Origin of the sequence: Streptomyces sp. GQFP (assembly GCF_021545335.1) — a bacterium.
In the GTDB taxonomy this organism is placed as follows: domain Bacteria; phylum Actinomycetota; class Actinomycetes; order Streptomycetales; family Streptomycetaceae; genus Streptomyces.
Map to the genome: position 1 here is coordinate 6,524,632 of NZ_CP089312.1, position 22,681 is coordinate 6,547,312.

The window sequence follows — 22,681 nt, forward strand, 5'->3', positions numbered from 1 at the left end:
CCGGAGCACAGGGGGCGCACGGAGTCATGGCGTCCATCAATTGGACGCGCCCGCGCGCCGGTTGGGCGACAGATCGGACGTGCCTCCGATGTCCGTATAGCGAACATAAGGCGCAGGCCAACTCCGCATAATGCAATTGACCTGTGCAAGTCAAGGTCTGTCTTTTCTTCTGAACCTCTAGTCAAATTGCGTCACTTGACTACACGCGTAATACCGCGCGCGGACAGATTCCGAACCGGGAACCCCCCATCCGCGCGGACGGACGCGGGGGAGGACCCTCAAGTGACCAGCAGACCCTGGACGTTCCGAACGGCGGCCGTCGGCGTGGCACTCGCCACAGCCGCCGCCACCTTCTCCACCTACGCCATCGCGCAGGCCGACGCGGGCGCCGCGGCGGCGCTCAACCGGCACGACCCGGCGGAGCAGCAGCACGCCGAGCAGGAGCACGACCTCGACGGCCCGCTCAGCAAGACCCAGGAGGCCCAGCGCGAGGAAGCCCTGGGCCAGGTCATCTCCGGCGAGGCCACGGCCAAGAACCGTGACGGCTCGCAGGTCGTGCAGCTCAAGAGCGGCAAGGGCAAGGGCAAGTACGTCGAACTGGGCCGGGAGAAGACCGACAAGATCTTCACCATCCTGGTCGAGTTCGGCGACCAGATAGACAGCCGCTACGGCGGCACGGTCGGCCCGCTCCACAACGAGATAGCCGAGCCGGACCGCACGCAGGACAACAGCACGGCCTGGCAGGCGGACTACAACACCGAGCACTTCCAGGAGCTTTACTTCGGCACCGGCGACGGCGTCGAGTCGATGAAGAAGTACTACGAGAAGCAGTCCTCGGGCCGCTACTCGGTCGAGGGCACGGTCTCGGACTGGGTCAAGGTCCCCTACAACGAGGCCCGTTACGGCTCCAACCTGGCCAACGACGGTGCCTGGTACGCCGTTCAGGACGGTGTCACCGCATGGGTCGCGGCGCAGGAGGCGGCAGGCGCGACCGACGCGGAGATCAAGGCGCAGCTGGCCGAGTACGACCAGTGGGACCGCTACGACTTCGACGGCGACGGCGACTTCAACGAACCCGACGGCTACATCGACCACTTCCAGATCGTGCACGCCGGTGAGGACGAGTCCGCGGGCGGCGGCGCGCAGGGCGAGGACGCCATCTGGGCCCACCGCTGGTACGCGTTCGGCACCGACGCCGGCTCGACCGGCCCCTCGGGCAACCTGCTCGGCGGCGCGCAGATCGGCGACACCGGCATCTGGGTCGGCGACTACACGATCCAGCCCGAGAACGGCGGACTCGGCGTCTTCGCCCACGAGTTCGGCCACGACCTCGGTCTGCCGGACCACTACGACACCACCAACACCGGTGAGAACTCGACCGGGTTCTGGACGCTGATGTCGTCCGGCTCCTGGCTCGGAACCGGCGGCGACAACATCGGCAACCTGCCCGGTGACATGACCGCCTGGGACAAGCTCCAGCTGGGCTGGCTCGACTACGACACGGCGAAGGCCGCGACGAAGTCCAGTCACAAGCTGGGCGTCGCCGAGTACAACACCACGAACGCGCAGGCGCTCATCGTCGAGCTGCCCGAGAAGACGGTCACCACCGAGGTCGTCACCCCGGCGCAGGGCGCGACCCAGTGGTGGAGCGGCAGCGACAACAACCTCTCCAACACGCTGACCCGTTCGGTCGACCTCACCGGAAAGTCCTCGGCCACCCTGACCCTGGACGGCTGGTACGACATCGAGGCCGACTACGACTACCTCTACACCGAGGTCTCCACCGACGGCGGCGCCACCTACACGCCCCTGGACGGCACGGTCGACGGCGCGGCCATCCCGCGCGACGGCAGCGGCAAGCCGGCGCTCACCGGCACGGTCGACGCGTACAAGAAGCTGTCGTACCCCCTGGACGCCTACGCGGGCCAGGAGTTCACCCTGCGCTTCCGCTACACCTCGGACGGCGGCGTCTCCCAGAAGGGCTTCACGGCCGACGAGATCACGGTCACCGCGGACGGCGCGACGGTCTTCTCCGACGACGCGGAGAGCGCGGACGCGGCCTGGACGACGAAGGGCTTCTCGCGCATCGGCGCGGGCATCACGGACGACTACCCGCAGTACTACATCGCCGAGAACCGCCAGTACGTGTCGTACGACAAGACCCTCAAGGTCGGCCCGTACAACTTCGGCTTCTCGACGACCCGTCCGTCGTGGGTCGAGCACTTCCCGTACCAGAACGGTCTGCTGATCTGGAAGTGGGACACCTCGCAGAAGGACAACAACGTCACCCAGCACCCGGGTGTCGGCCTGGTCCTTCCGGTGGACGCGCACCCGACCCCGCTGAAGTGGGCGGACGGCACGCTGATGCGCAACCGCATCCAGTCCTACGACTCCCCGTTCAGCCTGTCCCGCACGGACGCGCTGACGCTTCACAAGGCGGACGTCGAGACGAAGGTCGCCTCCCAGCAGGGCGTGGGGACCTTCAACGACCACACCTCCACCTACTACGACGCGGCGACCCCGCTCGCGGGTGTGAACGTCACTGACACCAACACCAAGATCAAGATCGTCAAGGAGGTCAAGGATGGCTCGACGATCTCGGTCCAGGTAGGCCCCGCAGTGAAGTAATCCGCATAATTGCAGGTCAGAGCGTGATCGGCCGTGACCCCCTGGCGGGTCGCGGCCGATCGTGTTTAGGTGCCTCCTGTGGCTTTCTTATTGACACCGAGTCCCACGGGGGGTTGACCGCATGGCCGCAGGAGGTTTCTGCAAGCTGCCCAGTGGCAGCGTGGTGGTGGCGCTGAACCTGCCCAGCCCCACCGCCCCGACCACGGCGGTCGGCCCGCCCGGCGTACGCGTCCTGGTCCTGGCCCAGAACCGCGCCCGGGCCCTGACCCGGCTGCGCAACCTGGGCCTGCGAGCGGTCTACCTCCGGGGCAACGCGGCCCCGCCCACCCCGGACGAGATCACGGCCGTCCTCCACCACCCCGACGGCCTGATATGGCGCACGGCCCCGGACAACAGCGTCCCGCCGACGGCACTGGAGCGGACGGAGCTGTGGCATCCGATCAGGTCGCTGCTGCGGAGGCCGGCGGCGCGGGCGTAAGTGCCGCCCGGGTGCCTGGGGGTCTCCGTCCCTGGACCTAGTCCCACCGCCGGATGCGACCGCGCGTCGTACGCCCATACCCTCGCCGCATGACGGCAGAAGCTGACGCTCCCCCCACCGGACCCACCGGACCCACCGGGCCCACCGGCCCCCGCAGCATCGAGCAGCGCATGCGCGAAGCGCTGGAGCGCCTCGACAGGGACATCGACGTCTGGGTCGCCACGGCCGACGCCACCGGCGAGCCGACGCTCGTTCCGCTGGCCTTCTGGTGGGACGGCGCGACGGTGTGGCTGGCCACCCGCGACACCAACCCGACCGGCCGCAACCTGATCGCCTCGGGCCGGGTGTGCCTCAGCTTCGGCCACACCCGGGACGTGGTCCTGATGCACGGCACGGCCCGCGCACTGTCCCGCGAGGAGCTGCCGCCCGGCGTGGGCGACGCGTTCACGGCGAAGGACGGCTGGGACCCGCGCGAGGACCACGCGTCGTACGTCTGGTTCCAGGTCACCCCGGATCGGATCCAGGCATGGGGAACGGTCGCTGAGATGCGGGACCGGGATCTGATGCGCGATGGGAAGTGGCTGGTCAGGGGCAACTGAATCGGGGCCGTTGGTTTTCTCGCCCCCGCCGCCCCTACCCGTTCCCATCCCTGGGGGCTGCGCCCCCAGACCCCCGCTTGTCGGCCTGAACGGCCTCGTCCTCAAACGCCGGACGGGCTGAAATGCCGCGGCCGGTGTTGAAGAGGTACCGCCTGTGCTGCGGAAGCGGCGGGGAAAAGGATGGGCTGAGCTCGGTGGTCCTCGAACGCCGGCCGGGGTTGATCTTTTAGCCCGTCCGGCGATTGAGGACGAGCGCGTTCAGCGCGAAAGGGGGGTCTGGGGGCGCAGCCCCCAAGGATGGGACGGGTAGGGGCGGCGGGGGCGAAGAAACCGTCCTACACCACCGGCTTGCCCGACAGTTCCACCCCTGCCTCCCGCAACTCCTCCAGCGCTCGCTCCGTCGTCTCCTCGGCCACGCCCGCCGTGAGGTCGAGCAGCACCTGCGTGCGGAAGCCCTCACGGGCCGCGTCCAGGGCCGTCGCCCGGACGCAGTGGTCGGTCGCGATGCCGACCACATCCACCTCGTCGATCTCGCGGGCCCGCAGCCAGTCCGCCAGCGTCACCCCGTTCTCGTCGGCCCCCTCGAACCCGCTGTAGGCCGCCGCGTACGCCCCCTTGTCGAACACCGCGTCGATCGCACCGGAGGCGACCGCCGGCGCGAAGTTCGGGTGGAAGCCGACGCCCTCCGTGCCGGCCACGCAGTGTGCCGGCCAGGAGTGCCGGAAGTCGGGGTTGTCGGCGAAGTGGCCGCCGGGGGCGATGTGGTGGTCGCGGGTCGCCACGACGTGGCGGTATCCGGCGGGGGCCTGCCCGATCAGCTCGGTGATCGCGGCGGCCACGTCGGCACCCCCGGCCACCGCGAGACTGCCTCCTTCGCAGAAGTCGTTCTGCACATCGACGACGATCAGGGCGCGGCGCATGGTCGGTCTTCCTTCGACTGGTGTGGAGGGGTGCGGGCCCGGCCAGTGTGAATATGTGAACTACCGAGCCTAGAGGCCCGAGGACCGCTTCGGGAGGGGGCATTCGGGGCAACCGGCGCACGTGGACGCCCGTTGCCCCTGTGCACTGGGGGTGTCAGGCCGGTACGGACAGGTACTCCGTCGGAATGACCGCCTCCCCGCGCGACAGCTGCGTCGCCGACAGCGGCAGGTTGGCACGCGCGGCGGCATGCCGGTCCCGCACGACGTCCAGCGGCTCGCGGGCGACGACCTCACCGCCCTTCACCAGCTCGACCAGCAGCTGCCGGTCCGCCAGCTCCCCGGGCACCGGTCCCGTACCGATCACCTCGGCCTCCGCGGTCCCGTCCCGGTCGAGCCGCCGGGCCGCCCACTTCCGGCCCCCGATCGACGTCTTGCCGCCGCTCGCCTTCTTCGCCACCGGGACGAGCGGAGCCTTCGGGTCCGCCGACTCCGCGCGGGCCACCAACTTGTAGACCATCGAGCAGGTCGGGTGGCCGGAACCCGTCACCAGCTGCGTACCGACCCCGTACGCGTCCACGGGCGCCGCCGCCAGCGAGGCGATCGCGTACTCGTCGAGGTCCGAGGTCACGACGATCCGGGTCCGCTCCGCGCCGAGCGCGTCCAGCTGCTGCCGTACCCGGTGCGCGACCAGCAGCAGATCCCCGGAGTCGATGCGCACCGCGCCCAGCTCGGGCCCGGCGATCTCCACCGCCGCCCGTACCGCCTCGGCGACGTCGTACGTGTCCACCAGCAGCGTCGTGTTCCGGCCCAGCGAGTCCACCTGGGCCTGGAAGGCGTCCCGCTCCCGGTCGTGGAGCAGGGTGAACGCGTGGGCGCTGGTCCCGACGGTCGGGATGCCGTAGCGGAAACCGGCGGCCAGGTCGGACGTGGACGTGAAGCCCCCGACGTACGCGGCCCGGGAGGCGGCGACCGCGGCCAGCTCGTGGGTGCGCCGGGCGCCCATCTCGATCAGCGGGCGGTCACCGGCGGCCGAGGCCATCCGGGAGGCCGCCGCGGCGATCGCCGAGTCGTGGTTGAGGATCGAGAGGATCACCGTCTCCAGCAGCACGCACTCCGCGAAGGAGCCCTCGACGCGGAGGATCGGCGAGCCCGGGAAGTAGACCTCCCCCTCGGGATAGCCCCAGATGTCCCCGCCGAAGTGGTACGAGGCCAGCCACTGCAGGGTCTCCTCGTTGACGATCCCGTGCTCGCGCAGGAAGCCGAGGACGTCCGGGTCGAAGCGGAAGTTCTCCACCGCGTCGAGCACCCGCCCGGTGCCCGCGACGACGCCGTAGCGGCGGCCCTCCGGCAGCCGCCGGGTGAAGACCTCGAAGACGGACCGCCGGTCGGCGGTGCCCGCCTTCAGGGCGGCCTGGAGCATCGTCAGCTCGTAGTGATCCGTGAAGAGCGCCGTAGAGGGAACATCCACCGGCAGCCCGAGATCCGCTGTGTTCATAAGACCGGATGCTACCCCCATCTCGTCACTTTGACGATTTCCGGTCCGTTTGGCCGGAGACCCCCTTCTGGTGGCAGCATGGGCATGTGACGTCACCCGCTCCCGTAGAGATCGAACGCACCGAGTCGGCGGAGGAGACCTTCGCCGTACCCGAGCCCGACGTCCCCTGGGTCACCATCGTCCACAACGACCCGGTCAACCTCATGAGCTATGTGACGTACGTCTTCCAGACGTACTTCGGCTACCCGAAGGACAAGGCCACCAAGCTCATGAAGGACGTCCACCACAAAGGCCGGGCCGTCGTCTCCAGCGGCAGCCGCGAGGAGATGGAACGCGACGTGCAGGCCATGCACGGCTACGGTCTGTGGGCCACCCTCCAGCAGGACCGTAAATAAACAGAACCGTAAACAAACCCGACCTAGCGCGCAGGATCGGAAGTAGCGAACCACTCCATGCCAGGACACTTCGAACCGCTCCCCGGCGGCGGCGCGGCCGTCGCGCTCGACGACGTCGAGATCTCCATCATCCGGTCGCTGGCCGTCCAGCTCCTGGAGCTGATCGGCCCCGGCCCCGCCGAGGACGCCCCCGACGACCCGCTCGCCGAGCTGTTCGCCGAGGGCCCGAGCGAGCCGCCCTCCGACCCGGTCCTCAGGCGCCTGTTCCCGGACGCCTACGGCGACCCCGTCGACGTACCGTCCTCCCCCGGGCAGGCCCAGGAGGAGAAGGAGTACGCGGCCGAGTTCCGCCGGTTCACCGAGAACGACCTGCGCACCGGTAAGCGCGAGAGCGCCCTCGCGGTGATCCGCTCGCTGGACTCGCTGACGCCGGCCGGTGACGGCGGCGCGGTGCTCAAGCTGACCCATGAGGAGTCCCAGCGGTGGCTGGGCACGATCAACGACCTGCGCCTGGCGATCGGCTCCCGGCTGGACGTCGTCGACGAGGAGGATACCGACCTCCTCTACCGGCTCCCGGACGAGGACCCCCGTAAGCCGATGGTGATGGCCTATCTGTGGCTGGGCGGGTTGCAGGAGACGCTCGTCTCCACACTCATGCCGTGAGACGGGACGGGAATCTCCCGTTGTGTGATGGTTCCGTGTTCGCTCAGCGGACGCTCAAATCCGGATAACGATCGCATTACCGCTGTCGTCGGCTGTGTCCCTTCCGTGGGCTGTTTGGCCCCTTCTTCCTGTGGTGTGCGCCACAAATCACCCCGGTGATCACTGGTGCGGCCGTGATAGATCTTCACGCTGCATCAGTCCGGGGGGCGGGAAGAAAGGTTCACCACGCATGACGTCCCAAGCGCCCGAAGCATCCGACGCGTCCGAAGTATCCAAAGCGTCCGAAGCGTCCGAAGAGGGATACGAGCGCGGACTCGGCAGCCGCCAGGTCCAGATGATCGCGATCGGCGGCGCCATCGGCGTCGGCCTCTTCCTGGGCGCCGGGGCGAACATCGCCAAGGCCGGCCCCAGCCTCATCTTCATGTACGCCCTGGCCGGCGTGATCGTCTTCTTCATCATGCGGGCGCTGGGCGAACTGCTCCTCTACCGCCCGGTCTCCGGCTCCTTCGCCGAGTACTCACGGGAGTTCCTCGGCCCGTTCTTCGGCTACTTCACCGGCTGGACGTACTGGCTGATGTGGGTGGTAACCGGCATGGCCGAGCTGACCGCCGCCGCGATCTACGTCAACTACTGGGCCCCCGGCGTCCCCCAGTGGGTGACGGCCCTGGTCTTCCTGGTGATCCTCTTCGGCGTGAACCTGATCTCCGTGAAGGTCTTCGGCGAACTGGAGTTCTGGTTCTCGATGGTCAAGGTCACCGCCCTCATCGGCATGATCGTGATCGGCCTGGGCGTCCTCACCTTCGGCTTCAGCTCCGCCGGTGACACGGCCGCCGTCTCCAACCTCTGGGCCTTCGACGGCTTCTTCCCCAAGGGCATCGGCTCCTCCCTGATGACCCTCCAGGGCGTGATGTTCGCCTACCTCGCGGTCGAGTTGGTCGGCGTCACGGCGGGCGAGTCCGAGAACCCCGAAAAAACCCTCCCCAAGGCCATCAACACCCTCCCGTGGCGCATCGCCCTCTTCTACGTCGGCGCCCTCACCGTCATCCTCTGCGTCGTGAAGTGGACCGAGTTCGCCCCGGGCGTCAGCCCGTTCGTCGAGGCGTTCGCGAAGATCGGCATCCCGGCGGGCGCGGGAATCGTCAACTTCGTGGTGTTGACGGCCGCCCTCTCCTCCTGCAACTCGGGCATGTACTCGACGGGCCGCATGCTCCGTACCCTCGCGGACAACGGTGAGGCCCCCAAGGTCTTCAGCAAACTGTCGACGACGAAGACCCCGGCCTTCGGCATCGCCATCTCCGTCGCCTTCATGGGCATCGGCGTCGTCCTCAACTACGTCGTCCCGGAGAAGGCCTTCGGCTACGTCATGTCGGTCGCCACCGCCGCCGGCATCTGGACCTGGCTGATGATCCTGATCAGCCACGTCCTCTACCGCCGCGGCGTGGTCGCCGGCCGCCTCCCCGCCTCCTCCTTCCCGGCCCCGGGCGGCTCGAAGTGCAGCTGGATCGCCATCGCCTTCCTCCTCTTCGTCACGGCTCTCATCGCGTACGACGCCGACTCCCGCGTCTGCCTGTACGTGATGGCGGGCTGGGCCGCCGCTTTGGGCATCGGCTGGACGATCCTGAAGGCCCGCACCCCGCAGGTCGCGGCGCGAGGCTGAGCGGTCCTGACGGGATCGGGCGCGCGACAGCGCCCCGATAGGGGCGCGGGGAACTGCGCGACAAGCCCCCACCGGCGCGCGGTCGACGAACAACCGCATACATCCCGGCATGTGGGCAGTCCCGTACCAAGGGGTGGTACGGGACTGCCCATCCGTTCGTACGGGTTGCTTATCCTGACGAACATGCTGACCATCACCCAGGCCCTCGTCGACCAGATCGTCGCCCACGCTCGCAAGGACCACCCCGACGAGGCATGCGGCGTCATCGCCGGCCCCGAGGGCTCGGACCGCCCCGAGCGCTTCATCCCGATGCTGAACGCGGCCGGATCGCCGACGTTCTACGAGTTCGACAGCGGCGAGCACAAGAAGGTGCACGACGAGATGTGGGACCGCGACGAGGAGGCGGTGATCGTCTACCACTCCCACACCATGACCGAGGCCTACCCGTCCCGCACCGACATCTCCTACGCCCACGAACCCCAGGCCCACTACGTCCTCGTCTCGACCCGCGACACGGACGGCGCCGGCGACTTCCAGTTCCGCTCCTTCCGAATCCTCGAAGGCGTCGTCACAGAGGAAGAGGTCAACGTCGTAGAAACGTACTGATCTCACCTGACGGCCCGAAAATGTCCAGAATGCGGGACAGCCCTCCGGAATCCGGACCGGGAATCGATACGATGAGCCCATGGTTCCCTACGACGTGAGTGAGAAGACGCCGAGCGCCCTGCTGCTCGTGGCGCGGCTGCACGTCGACCTGTGCAGGCTGGCCAGCGCCATCTGTTGACGCTGCCCCCTGCTGCCGTACGGCCGTGAGCCGCGGCGCCTCACACACGCATGACCCGCTGAAGAATGCTTTTCGCGCCGCCGCGCGCCCATCGACCTACCACTCCCGACAGGAGCCCCGAGCCATGGCCATCGAGGTCCGCATCCCGACCATCCTCCGCACCTACACCGACGGCGAGAAGGCCGTCCCCGGTGCCGGGGAGACCCTCGCCGAGCTGTTCGCCGACCTCGAGACCCGGCACGCGGGAGTCCAGGCCCGCATCGTGGACGACGGCAAGCTGCGCCGCTTCGTCAACGTCTACCTCAACGACGAGGACGTCCGCTTCCTCGACGGCATCAACACCAAGCTCGCCGACGGCGACACCGTGACCATCCTGCCGGCCGTGGCCGGCGGCATGGCCTGACAGGCCCCTGGCACCCATGCGCTACGACTCGCCGCTGGCCGCGGTAGGCAACACCCCCCTGGTGCGCCTGCCGCGGCTGTCGCCGTCCACCGACGTACGGATCTGGGCGAAGCTGGAGGACCGCAACCCCACCGGCTCGGTCAAGGACCGCCCCGCCCTGCACATGGTCGAGCAGGCCGAGAAGGACGGCCGGCTCACCCCCGGCTGCACCATCCTGGAGCCCACCTCCGGCAACACCGGCATCTCGCTCGCCATGGCGGCGAAGCTCAAGGGCTACCGCATGGTCTGCGTGATGCCCGAGAACACCTCGCAGGAACGCCGCGAGCTGCTCGCCATGTGGGGCGCCGAGATCATCCCGAGCCCGGCGGCAGGCGGCTCCAACACCGCCGTACGCGTCGCCAAGGAGCTGGCCGCCGAGCACCCGGACTGGGTGATGCTCTACCAGTACGGCAACCCCGACAACGCGGGCGCCCACTACGCCACCACCGGCCCGGAGATCCTCACCGACCTCCCCTCCATCACCCACTTCGTCGCGGGCCTCGGCACCACCGGCACCCTCATGGGCGTCGGCCGCTACCTCCGCGAGCACAAGCCGGACGTCAAGATCGTCGCCGCCGAACCGCGCTACGACGACCTGGTGTACGGCCTGCGCAACCTCGACGAGGGCTTCGTACCGGAGCTGTACGACGCCTCCGTACTGACGACCCGCTTCTCCGTCGGCTCGGCGGACGCGGTCACCCGTACCCGTGAACTCCTCCAGCAGGAGGGCATCTTCGCGGGCGTCTCCACCGGCGCCGCACTGCACGCCGCGATCGGCGTCGGCAACAAGGCAGTCAAGGCGGGCGAGAGCGCGGACATCGTCTTCGTGGTCGCCGACGGTGGCTGGAAATACCTCTCGACAGGCGTCTACACGGCTGCCACGACAGAGGAAGCCATCGAGACCTTGCAGGGCCAGCTCTGGGCGTAAGGCCCTAACCGGCCGAAGTCCGGTGGTTTTTCGCGGTTCCTCGCGGTTCCTCGCGGTTCCTCGTGATTCCCCGTGGTTCACGTGGCGAGGTGGCGGACCTGGTCCCACAGGGCCGGGTCCACCACCCCCACCCGCCGCCGGAACTCCCATACGGGCAGGTCACGCAGCTCGTCCGTCTCCAGGAAGCTCGGCCGGCCCTGGGCGTCGCCCACCGCGCCCGGCGGCATCGGGATCACTCCGGGCCGCTCGTCGTGGTACTTGCTGGTGATCTTCGCGACGGTCGCGTGCCGCCCGTGCACCGCGAGCACCAGACACGGCCGGTCCTTGCCCCCGGGGCCGTCCTCGAAGGGCACGTTCGCCCACCAGATCTCCGCAGGCCGGGGCCGTACGGACCGTCCCCGCTGCCGCTCCGGCGCCTCCGCCCGTCCCGGCGGCCTGCCCCCGCGGCTCCGGGGCCGATGCCCGCGCCCCCAGCCGTCCACCAGCGCCGCGACCAGCGCGAGCAGCACGACGGCCGCCAGGGCGAGCCACCATGACGTGTCCATACGGACGACGGTACCGGCGCACCCCCCGACCCGCCCGCGCTACCGGCACTCCAGGTCCAGCCGAACCGGTGACAGCACAGGTGAGTTCGCCCACAACAGCCCTTGGCGGAGGAGCGACGGGAGGTTTTGCGCCTTACGCTCGACGGACCGCAAGAACCCCGTCACGTTTGTTTTTGACGCTCCCCGCCAGCGGAGGTTTCTGCTTTATGAAGCTCACCGTCGTCGGCTGCTCGGGGTCGTTCCCGTCCGCGGAATCGGCCTGTTCGAGCTACCTCGTAGAGGCCGACGGCTTCCGGCTGCTTCTCGACATGGGCAACGGTGCCCTTGGAGAGTTGCAGCGCCATGTTGGTCTTTACGACCTCGACGCCATCTTTCTCAGCCATCTGCACGCCGACCACTGCATCGACATGTGCGCGTATTTTGTCGCACGGTACTACCGCCATGACGGCGGCCGCTGCGACCCGATCCCGGTCTACGGCCCCGAGGGCACCGAACACCGCCTGACCACGGCGTACGCCGACACCCCCACCGCCTCCTCCATGAGCGAGGTCTTCGACTTCCACACGGTCAAGCCGAGCACGTTCGACGTCGGCCCCTTCACCGTCCACACCGAGCGGGTCCGCCACCCGGTGGAGGCGTACGGCATCCGCGTCGAGCACGCCGGGAAGTCCCTCACCTACTCCGGGGACACCGGCGTGAGCGACGCGCTGGTCCAACTCGCCCAGGACACCGACCTGTTCCTCTGCGAGGCCGCGTTCACACACGGCAAGGAGAACATCCCGGACCTGCACCTCAACGGCCGCGAGGCGGGCGAGACGGCGAACCGCGCGGGCGCGCGCAAGCTCGTACTGACCCACATCCCCCCGTGGACCGACCCGCAGGTCAACCTGGCCGACGCACGCGAGGTGTTCAGGGGGCCGGTGGAACTGGCGATGCCGAGGGCGTCGTACGAGATCTGACGTCGTGTACGCGCACGAGGGCCCCGGAACCGAGACGGTTCCGGGGCCACGTCATGTCCCGTACGGGGAGTGGCTTACGCCTTGGTGAGGTCCTCGATCTCCTCCACGGGCTCGCGGCCCGGGGTCGGGAGGTCGAACTTGGTGATCGCGAAGCGGAAGAGGAAGTAGTAGATCGCGCCGAAGACGAGACCGATCGGGATGATCAGCCATGGCTTGGTGGCGAGGTTCCAGTTCAGGGCGTAGTCGATGAAGCCGGCGGAGAAGGTGAAGCCCGCATGGACGCCGAGGGCCCAGGTGATCGCCATGGACAGGGCGGTCAGGACCGCGTGGATCACGTACAGCAGCGGGGCGATGAACATGAACGAGAACTCGATGGGCTCGGTCACACCCGTCACGAAGGACGTCAGCGCGAGCGAGATCATCATGCCCATCACGGCCTTGCGGCGCTCGGGGCGGGCGGAGTGCGCGATGGCGATCGCGGCGGCCGGGAGACCGAACATCATGATCGGGAAGAAGCCCGACATGAACTGACCGGCGGTCGGGTCGCCCGCGAAGAAGCGGTTGAGGTCACCGTGGACGACGGCGCCGGTGGCGTCGGTGAAGTCGCCGATCTGGAACCAGGAGACCGTGTTCACGAACTGGTGCATGCCGACCGGGATCAGCGCGCGGTTGATCAGGCCGAACAGACCGGCGCCGAGGGAGCCGAGACCCGTGATCCACTCGCCGAAGTCGGAGATGCCCTCACCGATCGGCTCCCAGACGAGGCCGAAGAAGACGCCCATCGCGGTGCCGACGAAGGCCATGATGATCGGCACCAGACGGCGGCCGTTGAAGAAGCCCAGCCAGTCGACCAGCTTCTTGCGGTGGTAGCGCTGCCACAGTACGGCGGACAGCAGACCCATCACGATGCCGCCGAGGACACCGGGATTGTTGTAGGTCGCGGCGATGTCGGCGCCCGCCTGGACCTTGGCCTCGGTGACCGGGAACGCCTTGAGGACGTTGCTGTAGACCAGGTAGCCGACGAGGGCGGCGAGTGCGGTGGAGCCGTCCGACTTCTTGGCGAAGCCGATCGCCACACCGATACAGAACAGCATCGGCAGGTTGTCGAAGATGGCGCCACCGGCGGTGGCGAACACCGCCGTCACCTTGTCCGGCAGGTTCAACTTGTCGTGGACGTCCTGCTGGCCGAGCCGGAGCAGGATGCCCGCCGCCGGAAGTACGGCGATAGGGAGCTGCAGGCTGCGGCCGACCTTCTGCAGGCCCTGGAACAGGCCGGATCCCCTCTTCTTCGCGGGGACCGCCGCGGTGGTGGCGGTGCTCATACTTCCTCCAACGGGTGAACATGGTCTACACCAGTCAGTGGTGTAGACCATGTTGTAGCACGGTGAAGGGTGCATAAGGAACCCACGATTTCACAACAGATTCAGACTGGTGTAGACCAGTCGGCAATACAGTGCGCGGACCGTATACGGACCGCGCGCAGACCGCTCGCGAAGATCGGTCAACTGTGGGTTACTGCGACAAAGCGGCTCGGACCAGGGAGAAGGACATGTCCACCAAGGCTGAGAAGATCGTTGCCGGACTCGGCGGCGTCGACAACATCGAAGAGGTCGAGGGCTGTATCACCCGCCTCCGCTGCGAGGTCATCAACCCCGCACTGGTCGACGACGCGGCCCTGAAGGCCGCCGGCGCCCACGGCGTCGTCAAGATGGGCACCGCGATCCAGGTCGTCATCGGCACGGACGCCGACCCGATCGCGGCGGACATCGAGGACATGATGTAGTTCCCGGGCCCGAACCCCCCAACCCCCCAACCCCCCAACCCCCCAACCCCCCAACCCCCCAACCCCCCAACCCCCCAACCCCCGTACCTGGTACGGATGTTCACCCCTGAGGGGGCCTTTCCCGCTGACGGGAAGGGCCCCCTCCGCCGTTACGGCTAGGCTCGTCGCCATGTCACGTATCGACGGCCGCACCCCCGAACAGCTCCGCCCCGTCACCATCGAACGCGGGTGGAGCAAGCACGCCGAGGGCTCTGTCCTCGTCTCCTTCGGCGACACGAAGGTCTTCTGCACCGCCTCCGTCACCGAGGGCGTCCCGCGCTGGCGCAAGGGCAGCGGCGAGGGCTGGGTCACCGCCGAATACTCGATGCTCCCGCGCGCCACGAACACCCGCGGCGACCGCGAGTCCGTCCGCGGCAAGATCGGCGGCCGTACGCACGAGATCAGCCGCCTCATCGGCCGCTCCCTGCGCGCGGTCATCGACTACAAGGCGCTCGGCGAGAACACGATCGTCCTCGACTGCGACGTCCTCCAGGCCGACGGCGGCACGCGTACGGCGGCCATCACCGGCGCGTACGTCGCCCTGGCCGACGCGATCGCCTGGGCACAGGGCAAGAAGCTGATCAGGGCCAACCGCCAGCCCCTCACCGGCACGGTGAGCGCGGTGTCGGTGGGCATCGTAGGCGGAGTCCCGTTGTTGGACCTCTGCTACGAGGAGGACGTACGCGCGGAGACGGACATGAACGTCGTCTGCACCGGCGACGGCCGCTTCGTGGAGGTCCAGGGCACGGCGGAGGCGGAGCCCTTCGCCCGCGAGGAGTTGAACTCCCTCCTCGACCTCGCGGTCGCCGGCTGCACGGACCTGGCGGCACTCCAGCGCAAGGCGTTGGACGAGGCCCTGGAAAGGTAAAGGGCAGACCAAATAGGGTGGCGGTGGCGGGCAACCGCACACCTGATCCAACGCGTCTCCAGAGACACGCAGCGATACGCAGGAACACGGGCGTACGGCGGCATGCCGTACGCCCGACCAGTCAACGGAGGGAACCCCAACGATGCCCGTGAGCCGCCGACTCCGAAACGACCGAGGACTCGTACGAGGACTTGGACGAGGACTTGGACGGGGGCGCCGCGTCACCGCCATTGCGGCCACGGTGGCAGCCGTCGCGCTGACCGCCGGGCTCACCACCGGATGCGACGCCGTCAACAAGGCCCTGGACTGCGTCCAGACCGCCGACGCCATCGCCACCAGCGTCTCCGACCTCCAGCAGGCGGTCGAGAACGCGGCGAACGACCCGACGCAGGCGTCCGAGGCCCTGGACTCGATCGACAAGAACCTCAACGACATCGGCGACAAGACGGACAACGCCGACGTCAACAAGGCGGTCGATGACCTCAGCACGGCTGTGAACAACGTCCAGACGGCCATCGACGGCGGCGACGCGACCCCGGACATCAGCGGCGTGACGGACGCGGCGGCCGAACTGACGAAGGTCTGCACGTCGTAAACGAGTCGCAGGCGAGCCCGGTGCTGCCGGGATACTGGATGCCATGACACGCCTGATCCTCGCCACCCGTAACGCCGGAAAGATCACCGAGCTGAGGCAGATCCTCGCCGACGCGGCCCTCCCCATGGACCTGGTCGGCGCGGACGCCTACCCGGAGATCCCCGACGTCAAAGAAACGGGCATCACGTTCGCGGAGAACGCCCTGCTCAAGGCCCACGCCCTGGCCCAGGCAACAGGCCTCCCGGCGGTGGCCGACGACTCGGGCCTGTGCGTGGACGTCCTGAACGGCGCGCCGGGCATCTTCTCGGCACGCTGGTCGGGACGGCACGGAGACGACCGCGCCAACCTGGACCTCCTCCTGGCCCAGCTGTCGGACATCGCGGACGAACACCGGGGCGCCCACTTCGCGTGCGCGGCGGCGTTGGCGCTGCCGGACGGCACGGAGAGGGTGGTCGAGGGGCAGTTGCGGGGCGTACTGCGCCACGCCCCGGAGGGCACGGGCGGCTTCGGCTACGACCCGATCCTCCAGCCGGAGGGCGACACCCGAACATGCGCACAACTGACGGCCGCGGAGAAGAACGCGATCAGCCATCGGGGGCAGGCGTTTCGGGGGTTGGTGCCGGTGGTTCGGGAGTTGTTGGGCTGAGGGATGCCCAGCAAGAAGGTCCGGCTTGCAGGATTCGCAAGCCGGACCATGTAAGTGAAGGTGAGTGCGGCCTGAGGGATTCGAACCCTCACGGGATTGCTCCCATCGCGCCCTAAACGCGAGGCGTCTGCCGTTCCGCCAAGGCCGCCGGTCGCCCGTCGTTGAGCATGACGGGCGGGTGCAAGTGTACGGGGGGACGCGGCTATCCGGCGAGTGGCGTTCTCTCTTTCTGCCGGCACCACGTATCTGTGAGGGCGTGGCAGTTCGGGCACAGGTACCGCAGGTTTTCCTGGCGGTTGTCGTGCCAGTCTCCGTTGATGTGGTCGATCTGCAAGGTGATCGGGCGGCCCAGCCACTCACCGGTGTTGCCGCAACTCTCGCATGCGTAAGGCACTCCGACCTCGCCCAGGGCGCGGTGGAGTTGAGCCCTGTTGGTCCGGCCTGCCTGGTGAGGCAGAAGGACCAGTACCCGGTGGGCGATGGGCGCTGGTGCAGGGGCATCGGGTCGGCCCCAGGCTCGGCGCTTGAAGTGGCTCGTGTCGAGGCCGAGGCGGGCTGCCGCGCGACGGACTCGCCGGTGGTTGATGTCATTGACGTCAAGGCCGAGGCCGCGCATCACGTCGGCGTAACTCGTGGAGTGCGGTACGAGGTCGCGAAGCCTGTCTTCGGGGATGGTCGCGCGCCGATGCGAAAGATGCCCCGTATCGACGCCCTGTGCGCGCAGCATGCGGCTCAGCGTCGCACGGGACCGACTGTCGTCGGGTACTCCCAGGGCGCGCGCCACACCACGCACGCTGGTGGCGTCTGCCGCCGCCGCGCTCAGTTCCTCAGGGGTGAAGGGCAGGTCCAACTCCGCGCGATTCGCACCGGGGAAGTGGCTGATGTCGATTCCTGCGGCGTCGATGCGGCGCCTGATGTGGGAAAGGGTTCCGGTAGCCGGGGTGGCACCCAGCTTCAGGGCTACTTCGCGTAGCGACGACGAAGAATTCGCGGCTTCCGCGATGGCGGTGTCCGGGTACTTGCGCCACGGGCTCCGTTTCACGAAGTGGCCGGTGTCGAGTCCATGACCAGCGACTTTCTCCTGGAGCACGCGCCGCTGCCCTCCACTGGGCCGGAGCCCGAGCCGCCGCATCAGGTCCGTCCAGTTGCGTGCTTCGGCGACGACCGGTGCGAGCCGCTCCTTGCCGTACGGGTCTGTCGATGGCATCGCTGCGTGTCCCCTCCGTTTTCCGACCACCCGTTCGCGGCCTCGTACGGAGTAACGAACCGTTTATCGGACAGTCACGCCCGAAATGCAAGGGAGCTTCTGGCCTGGTCAGATCACGCGGAAGAGGTCGGCGGCTGTGTGGACGTCGGTGAGGTCCTCGATGGTGCGGAGGTTGTCGCACAGGGACTCGAGGACCGAGTCGGCTTCGGCGACGCGGGGGGTGCCGACGGCCACGCCGAAGACGCGGAAGCCCAGACGGTGTTTGGCGTCGTTCCAGCCGCGCATCCACTCCTCGGTGACGCCGCAGTCGTCGTCGGTGATCATCACGATGTCGCCGCGTGTGCGGGCCGTGTCGTTGAACTCCTCCTCCAGCAGCTTCCCGGCCGCCGAGAGTGGTGTCTGGTAGCTGGTTTCCTCGATCCGGACCAGCAGCCGGTCGTAGATCGCGGCCGTGTCCTCTCCGCTGGGCAGTTCGTTGCTCGCCGTGATGGCCCCGATCAGGGGGCAGCGGATCGGCTCGCCGCCGCTCTCGGGGTGGTAGATCCGCTCGTTGAGGTAGCCCAAGGTCTCGTTCAGCGCCGCCGTGGAGCACTTGAAGATCTCGTCGATGAACGCGACGTGCGCGGTGGTGGCGCGGCCGTCGTAGACCTGGCGGTACTCGCCCCGGGCCAGTGCGGCGACGTCGATGGGGCCGAACATCCTCGTCGGCGCGGTGAACTTCGACAGGAGGATCTCCCAGTAGGCCGCGCCCTCGATGCGGCCCGTGAGTTCCCGGGCCATCTCGGACTTCGCCGTTCCGGGCGGGCCGAGCACCAACGAGTGCTGCCCGGCCAGCAGCGTCACCACCAGTGTGCGTACTGCGTCGGCCCGCTCGTAGAAACGGTCCGAGAGCTCGTCGCTGATCGCCCGCAGCCTCTTGGCAGTGTCCTGCGGGTCCTGCGAGTCCACATTCAACTCCTAGCCTGCGACGCCCTGTTGAGATGACGATCAGCGGAACGGTGCCTCGGATCAGACGCCCAGGTCCTTGATGATCTTCGCCACGTGGCCCGTCGCCCGTACGTTGTACAGGGCCCGTTCCACCTTGCCCTCCTCGTCCACGATGATCGTGGAGCGGATGACTCCGACGTACGTCTTGCCGTAGTTCATCTTTTCGCCGAAGGCGCCGTACGCCTGCAGGACCGTCTTGTCCGTGTCGCCGAGGAGGGTGACCTTCAGGTCCTCCTTCTCGCGGAACTTCGCGAGCTTCTCCGGCTTGTCGGGGGAGATGCCGATGACGTCGTAGCCCGCGCCGGCCAGGAGGTCGAGGTTGTCCGTGAAGTCGCAGGCCTGCTTGGTGCAGCCGGGGGTCAGGGCGGCCGGGTAGAAGTAGACGATGACCTTGCGGCCCTTGTGGTCGGCCAGCGACACCTCGTTGCCGTCGGCGTCGGGCAGGGTGAAGGCGGGGGCCGCATCCCCGGGCTGGAGTCGCTCGCTCATCCGTCTGCTCTCCTCGTACGTCCTGTGCTGTCGTGTCCACGCGCGCCTTTGAGGGCGCGGGACCGAGCCTATCCGGGGGTGCTGACAGTGCGGTCCCGAGCGGAGCTGACAGACTGTCCGGAGCAGGGCATTAGTGCATCAACGCATCAGCGGACTTCGGAGGGCGTACGGTGGCGGACACCTCGGACAGCAGAACCCCGGTGCAGATCGAGGCGGACATCAAGCGCCGTCGCGAGACGCTGGCCGAGACGCTCGACGAGATCGGGGTGCGGGTGCACCCGAAGACGATCGTCGGCGATGCCAAGGCCAAGGTCGTTTCGAATATCGATCACACTCTTGGGCGTGCTTACGTCGGCGTCAATCGCGTCGTCGGCGACGTCAAGGGACAGTTCGTCGACGAGGACGGGGCGCCCCGGATTGAGCGGATCGTGCCTGTCGCTCTTGTCGTCGTGGGGCTGGTCGGGGTGCTCGCCTTGGGGACCCGGCGGCGCAAGGGCTGACTTGGCAGGTAGGTTCGGAGTGTGAGCGCCAAAAGCAATGAGCAGAGCACCCATCACGACAAGCTGCCCATCCGGATGCTGCACGACCGTGTGCTCGTGCGGCAGGACATCAGCGAGGGCGAGCGGCGTTCCGGTGGCGGCATCCTGATTCCCGCCACCGCGGCCGTCGGTCGCCGGCTGGCCTGGGCGGAGGTCGTCGCGGTCGGGCAGAACGTACGGACGGTCGAGCCGGGCGACCGCGTCCTGTACGACCCGGAGGACCTCGCCGAGGTCGAGGTGCGCGGCGTCGCCTACGTGCTGATGCGCGAGCGTGATCTGCATGCCGTCGCCGCCGACCGCTTCGAGGGCTCCGAGGACTCGACCGGCCTCTACCTGTAAATCAGCGCTGTCTGCCGTACGTACGTATTGGGGCTGGTGACCATCGTCACCAGCCCCTCTCTCGTCAGCCTCTCCCGTCAGTCCCTTCTCGACGTGGTCAGCGCGCCCGTCGCCACGCCCGGCGTCGTTCCTCCCGTGCTTCCGCCCGTGTCCGTCGTGCCGCCGGTGTCGGTGGTTCCGCCGTCGGTCGTCGTGCCGCCGGTGTCGGTCGTTCCGCCGTCCGTGGTCGTGCCGCCGGTGTCCGTCGTGCCGCCGGTCGTGGTGGTTCCGCCGGTGTCCGTCGTGCCGCCGGTGGTGGTCGTGCCGCCCGTGGCAGTGGTCCCGTCCGTCGTCGTGCCGCCGGAGGGGGTCGGGGAGGCGCCGGTCGTCGCGCCCGGGGTCTCCTGGCCGCCGTCCGTGGTGCCGCCGTTGTCCTGGCCTGCGTCCGTGCCGGGGTCGGGCTGGGTGTCGGCGGGCGGGGCCTGCTGTTCCTCGGCGCCTTCCTGGAGCTGGAGGTCGAACTCCTTCGCCTTCTTGCCCTTCAGGGCGGCCTTCGTGAACTGGGCCCAGATCTCGGCGGGGGCGCCGCCGCCGTTGATGCGGTCGAGGCCCATCGCGCCGTAGAGGGACTTGTGCTTGCCTGTGTCCGGGTCCTGGCCCATCACCGACACGACCGTCGCCAGGTCGGGGGTGTAGCCCGCGAACCAGGCCGCCGTGTCCTCCTCGGCGGTGCCGGTCTTGCCCGCCGCCGGGCGGCCTGCCTCCAGCGCCGCCGTCGCCGTACCGCTCTCCACCACGCTCTGCAGGACCGAGGTGGTCGTGTCGGCGGCCTCCCGCGACACCACCTGCTTCGTCTTCTGCTTCGGGAGGGTGACCGAACCGGCCTCGCCGTCCTTGGTGATCTTGTCGATGATCGTGTACGTGCCGTGCTTGCCGTGGTTCGCGAGCGTGGCGTACGCCTCCGCCATGTCGAGGACGCTGGCCGTCGACGTACCGAGCGCGATGGACGGGTACGGGTTCAGCTCGGGCGTGTCGGAGGGGAGGCCCAGGTCGATGGCCGTCTGCTTGACCTTCGCGGGGCCTACGTCCACCGCCAGCTGCGCGTACACCGAGTTGACGGACTTGTCCGTGGCCGTACGGACCGTGATGTCGCCGTACGAGACCTGGTCCTCGTTCTCGGGGGAGTACTCGTCGCCGTCCCAGCCCTGGACCGGGCGCTCGTTGGTGCCGTCGTAGTACGTGTTCGGGGTGATCGTCTGGCCGTCCTGCGTGACCGAGCCGTTCTCGACCGCCGAGGTGAACACGAACGGCTTGAAGGTGGAGCCGTCCTGGTAGTCGCGGCGGGTCGCGTTGTTGACGTACTGCTTGGTGTAGTCGATGCCGCCGTACATCGCGAGGACCTTGCCGGTCGCCGGGTCGATGGCGACACCGCCCGCGCGGACGTAGTTGTCGACCTTGTTGTTCTTCTTGTCGAGCTTCGACATGACCTGGTCGTTGACCGCCTTCACGAAGGCGTCCTGCTTGGGCTTCTGCAAGGTGGTCGTGATGCGGTAGCCGCCGGCCTGGAGCTCGTCCTCGGTGAGGATCTTGTTGTCGAAGAGGTAGTCATTGACCGCCTTGACCAGGTAGCCGCGCTGGCCGGACATGCCCGTCGAGACGATCGACTGCTTCGGCTCGGGGAAGGTGGTGGCCTTTCGCTCGGCCTCCGTCAGCCAGCCCTTCTTGACCATGCCGTCGAGGACGTAGTTCCAGCGTGCGAGCGCGGCCGGCCGGTTCTCGGGGTGGGCGATCACGTCGTACTCGCTCGGGGCGTTCAGCAGTGCGGCGAGGTAGGCGCCCTGGCCGGCCGTCAGGTCGATGGCGTCGATGCCGTAGTAGGCCTGGGCGGCGGCCTGGAGGCCGTACGAGTTGCGGCCGGCGTAGCTGGTGTTGAGGTAGCCCTCGAGGATCTGGTCCTTGGTCTTCACCTGGTCCAGCTTGATCGAGATGAAGAACTCCTTCACCTTTCGGGTGACGGTCTGCTCCTGCGCGAGGTAGTAGTTCTTCACGTACTGCTGGGTGATCGTCGACCCGGACTGCTTGCCCTTGCCGGTCACCGTGTTCCAGGCGGCGCGGAGCATCGCCTTCGGGTCGACCGCGGACTCGGTGTAGAAGTCGCGGTCCTCGGCGGCCAGTACGGCGTGCTGGGCGGCCTTGGAGATCTGCGACAGCGGCACGTTCTCCCGGTTGACCTCGCCGTCGCGGGCGAGCTGGCTGCCGTCGGCGTAGAGGTAGACGTTGCTCTGCTTGGTGGCCGCCGCGTTCGCCGCCGGGATGTGCACCGCGTAGTAACCGAACGCGAACAGGCCGACGACCAGCAGGATCCCGAGCACGAACGTGCCCAGCACGAACCGCCAGGTCGGCACCAGCCGACGCCATCCGGTGCGCCGGGGACGCTTCGGCTTCCCGGGCTTCTCGCCCTCCGTGCCTTCGGGCAGTTCGGGTTCTGTCGGTGCCCAGCCCTGCGTCGGCTGCTGCGGCTCTGGCTGGTCGCTCATGTGGTGCACTGACTCCTGTTTCGCGTCGTACGTTCCCGTACGACCTCTCACGCGTTCAAACGTCTCTTACGCCCCCCTCTTGAAGACTGTCGCAACACGCGATCAGTTCCCTGACCTCGGTACGCGTCCTGCCTGAAAACGCGTGGCGGGCGGGGAAGGGTGCGGACTAAGCTCTTGCGT

The 22,681-nt window shown here is 68.2% G+C and carries 24 protein-coding genes, 1 tRNA gene and 2 pseudogenes; 17 read left to right on the plus strand and 10 right to left on the minus strand.

Features of this window, described 5'->3' with window-relative positions; translation table 11 throughout:
- Nucleotides 1-282: 282 nt before the first annotated feature.
- The 3 genes from LUX31_RS29305 (at nt 283) to LUX31_RS29315 (ending at nt 3,705) form a co-directional block, all read left to right on the plus strand.
- The gene (locus LUX31_RS29305) at nt 283-2,628 is read left to right on the plus strand and encodes an immune inhibitor A domain-containing protein (RefSeq protein WP_235478306.1); all 2,346 of its coding nucleotides are present in this window, start codon (nt 283-285) and stop codon (nt 2,626-2,628) included.
- A 121-nt stretch (nt 2,629-2,749) separates the two neighbouring features.
- Nucleotides 2,750-3,106, plus strand: a complete 357-nt coding sequence (locus LUX31_RS29310) for a hypothetical protein (protein WP_235478307.1) — start codon at nt 2,750-2,752, stop codon at nt 3,104-3,106.
- 89 nt (nt 3,107-3,195) lie between these two features.
- The gene (locus tag LUX31_RS29315; RefSeq protein WP_235478308.1) at nt 3,196-3,705 is read left to right on the plus strand and encodes a pyridoxamine 5'-phosphate oxidase family protein; all 510 of its coding nucleotides are present in this window, start codon (nt 3,196-3,198) and stop codon (nt 3,703-3,705) included.
- Between the two features lie 335 nt (nt 3,706-4,040).
- Here the strand turns inward: LUX31_RS29315 and LUX31_RS29320 are convergent, their stop codons facing one another.
- Together LUX31_RS29320 and LUX31_RS29325 are read right to left on the minus strand one after the other, a co-directional pair.
- Nucleotides 4,041-4,625 (minus strand): nicotinamidase, encoded by a 585-nt coding sequence (locus LUX31_RS29320; protein ID WP_235478309.1) that lies wholly within the window; start codon nt 4,623-4,625, stop codon nt 4,041-4,043.
- A gap of 154 nt (nt 4,626-4,779) precedes the next feature.
- Nucleotides 4,780-6,120 carry a nicotinate phosphoribosyltransferase gene (locus LUX31_RS29325; RefSeq protein WP_235478310.1) on the minus strand — a complete coding sequence of 447 codons (1,341 nt, stop codon included), beginning with the start codon at nt 6,118-6,120 and terminating at the stop codon, nt 4,780-4,782.
- An 86-nt stretch (nt 6,121-6,206) separates the two neighbouring features.
- Between LUX31_RS29325 and clpS the strand changes: the two genes are divergently transcribed.
- From clpS to LUX31_RS29355, 7 genes are all read left to right on the plus strand, one after another.
- Nucleotides 6,207-6,515 (plus strand): ATP-dependent Clp protease adapter ClpS, encoded by a 309-nt coding sequence (gene clpS, locus LUX31_RS29330; RefSeq protein ID WP_053741646.1) that lies wholly within the window; start codon nt 6,207-6,209, stop codon nt 6,513-6,515.
- A 57-nt stretch (nt 6,516-6,572) separates the two neighbouring features.
- On the plus strand, nt 6,573-7,178 hold the full coding sequence (locus LUX31_RS29335) for a DUF2017 domain-containing protein (RefSeq protein WP_235478311.1): 606 nt from the start codon (nt 6,573-6,575) through the stop codon (nt 7,176-7,178).
- A 229-nt stretch (nt 7,179-7,407) separates the two neighbouring features.
- A complete protein-coding gene (locus tag LUX31_RS29340) occupies nt 7,408-8,835 on the plus strand; it encodes an amino acid permease (protein ID WP_235478312.1) in 1,428 nt (475 codons plus the stop codon).
- A gap of 183 nt (nt 8,836-9,018) precedes the next feature.
- Nucleotides 9,019-9,441: a Mov34/MPN/PAD-1 family protein gene (locus LUX31_RS29345; RefSeq protein WP_235478313.1), complete on the plus strand. Its 423-nt coding sequence runs from the start codon at nt 9,019-9,021 to the stop codon at nt 9,439-9,441.
- Between the two features lie 79 nt (nt 9,442-9,520).
- A complete protein-coding gene (locus tag LUX31_RS37730; protein WP_328285704.1) occupies nt 9,521-9,619 on the plus strand; it encodes a putative leader peptide in 99 nt (32 codons plus the stop codon).
- A 124-nt stretch (nt 9,620-9,743) separates the two neighbouring features.
- Entirely contained in the window at nt 9,744-10,022 is a 279-nt protein-coding gene (locus LUX31_RS29350) for a MoaD/ThiS family protein (RefSeq protein WP_235478314.1), read from the plus strand.
- Nucleotides 10,023-10,038: 16 nt separating this feature from the next.
- On the plus strand, nt 10,039-10,989 hold the full coding sequence (locus LUX31_RS29355) for a PLP-dependent cysteine synthase family protein (RefSeq protein ID WP_235478315.1): 951 nt from the start codon (nt 10,039-10,041) through the stop codon (nt 10,987-10,989).
- Nucleotides 10,990-11,066: 77 nt separating this feature from the next.
- On the opposite strand, the gene LUX31_RS29360 is transcribed toward LUX31_RS29355, so the two are convergent.
- A complete protein-coding gene (locus LUX31_RS29360; protein ID WP_235478316.1) occupies nt 11,067-11,534 on the minus strand; it encodes a type II toxin-antitoxin system PemK/MazF family toxin in 468 nt (155 codons plus the stop codon).
- 206 nt (nt 11,535-11,740) lie between these two features.
- Between LUX31_RS29360 and LUX31_RS29365 the strand changes: the two genes are divergently transcribed.
- Nucleotides 11,741-12,493, plus strand: coding sequence for an MBL fold metallo-hydrolase (locus tag LUX31_RS29365; RefSeq protein ID WP_235478317.1), 753 nt, complete (start codon nt 11,741-11,743; stop codon nt 12,491-12,493).
- Nucleotides 12,494-12,567: 74 nt separating this feature from the next.
- Here the strand turns inward: LUX31_RS29365 and LUX31_RS29370 are convergent, their stop codons facing one another.
- A complete protein-coding gene (locus LUX31_RS29370; protein ID WP_235478318.1) occupies nt 12,568-13,815 on the minus strand; it encodes a PTS transporter subunit EIIC in 1,248 nt (415 codons plus the stop codon).
- 185 nt (nt 13,816-14,000) lie between these two features.
- Here LUX31_RS29370 and LUX31_RS29375 point away from each other — a divergent pair, with 185 nt between their 5' ends.
- From LUX31_RS29375 to rdgB, 4 genes are all read left to right on the plus strand, one after another.
- Nucleotides 14,001-14,276, plus strand: coding sequence for a PTS glucose/sucrose transporter subunit IIB (locus LUX31_RS29375; protein WP_268828215.1), 276 nt, complete (start codon nt 14,001-14,003; stop codon nt 14,274-14,276).
- 169 nt (nt 14,277-14,445) lie between these two features.
- Entirely contained in the window at nt 14,446-15,183 is a 738-nt protein-coding gene (gene rph / locus LUX31_RS29380) for a ribonuclease PH (protein ID WP_235478320.1), read from the plus strand.
- Between the two features lie 241 nt (nt 15,184-15,424).
- Nucleotides 15,425-15,778 carry a hypothetical protein gene (locus LUX31_RS29385; RefSeq protein WP_235478321.1) on the plus strand — a complete coding sequence of 118 codons (354 nt, stop codon included), beginning with the start codon at nt 15,425-15,427 and terminating at the stop codon, nt 15,776-15,778.
- Between the two features lie 43 nt (nt 15,779-15,821).
- Nucleotides 15,822-16,424: an RdgB/HAM1 family non-canonical purine NTP pyrophosphatase gene (gene rdgB / locus LUX31_RS29390; RefSeq protein WP_235478322.1), complete on the plus strand. Its 603-nt coding sequence runs from the start codon at nt 15,822-15,824 to the stop codon at nt 16,422-16,424.
- Nucleotides 16,425-16,489: 65 nt separating this feature from the next.
- On the opposite strand, the gene LUX31_RS29395 is transcribed toward rdgB, so the two are convergent.
- The 5 genes and pseudogenes from LUX31_RS29395 to bcp form a co-directional block, all read right to left on the minus strand.
- Nucleotides 16,490-16,572 (minus strand) — tRNA-Leu (locus LUX31_RS29395).
- A gap of 54 nt (nt 16,573-16,626) precedes the next feature.
- Nucleotides 16,627-17,631, minus strand: a complete 1,005-nt coding sequence (locus LUX31_RS29400; protein WP_235478323.1) for an HNH endonuclease signature motif containing protein — start codon at nt 17,629-17,631, stop codon at nt 16,627-16,629.
- Nucleotides 17,632-17,739: 108 nt separating this feature from the next.
- Nucleotides 17,740-18,042, minus strand: a pseudogene (locus LUX31_RS29405) (hypothetical protein); the annotation flags it as partial.
- Nucleotides 18,039-18,579 (minus strand): annotated as a pseudogene (locus LUX31_RS29410) (AAA family ATPase); the annotation flags it as partial. The pseudogenes LUX31_RS29410 and LUX31_RS29405, both read right to left, overlap by 4 nt.
- 60 nt (nt 18,580-18,639) lie before the next feature.
- Nucleotides 18,640-19,107, minus strand: a complete 468-nt coding sequence (gene bcp, locus LUX31_RS29415) for a thioredoxin-dependent thiol peroxidase (protein WP_235478324.1) — start codon at nt 19,105-19,107, stop codon at nt 18,640-18,642.
- 170 nt (nt 19,108-19,277) lie between these two features.
- Here bcp and LUX31_RS29420 point away from each other — a divergent pair, with 170 nt between their 5' ends.
- Nucleotides 19,278-19,607, plus strand: a complete 330-nt coding sequence (locus LUX31_RS29420) for a DUF3618 domain-containing protein (RefSeq protein WP_235478325.1) — start codon at nt 19,278-19,280, stop codon at nt 19,605-19,607.
- 21 nt (nt 19,608-19,628) lie between these two features.
- Nucleotides 19,629-19,985, plus strand: a complete 357-nt coding sequence (locus LUX31_RS29425; RefSeq protein ID WP_235478326.1) for a GroES family chaperonin — start codon at nt 19,629-19,631, stop codon at nt 19,983-19,985.
- Between the two features lie 77 nt (nt 19,986-20,062).
- On the opposite strand, the gene LUX31_RS29430 is transcribed toward LUX31_RS29425, so the two are convergent.
- Nucleotides 20,063-22,501 carry a transglycosylase domain-containing protein gene (locus tag LUX31_RS29430; RefSeq protein WP_235478327.1) on the minus strand — a complete coding sequence of 813 codons (2,439 nt, stop codon included), beginning with the start codon at nt 22,499-22,501 and terminating at the stop codon, nt 20,063-20,065.
- Between the last annotated feature and the right edge of the window lie 180 nt (nt 22,502-22,681).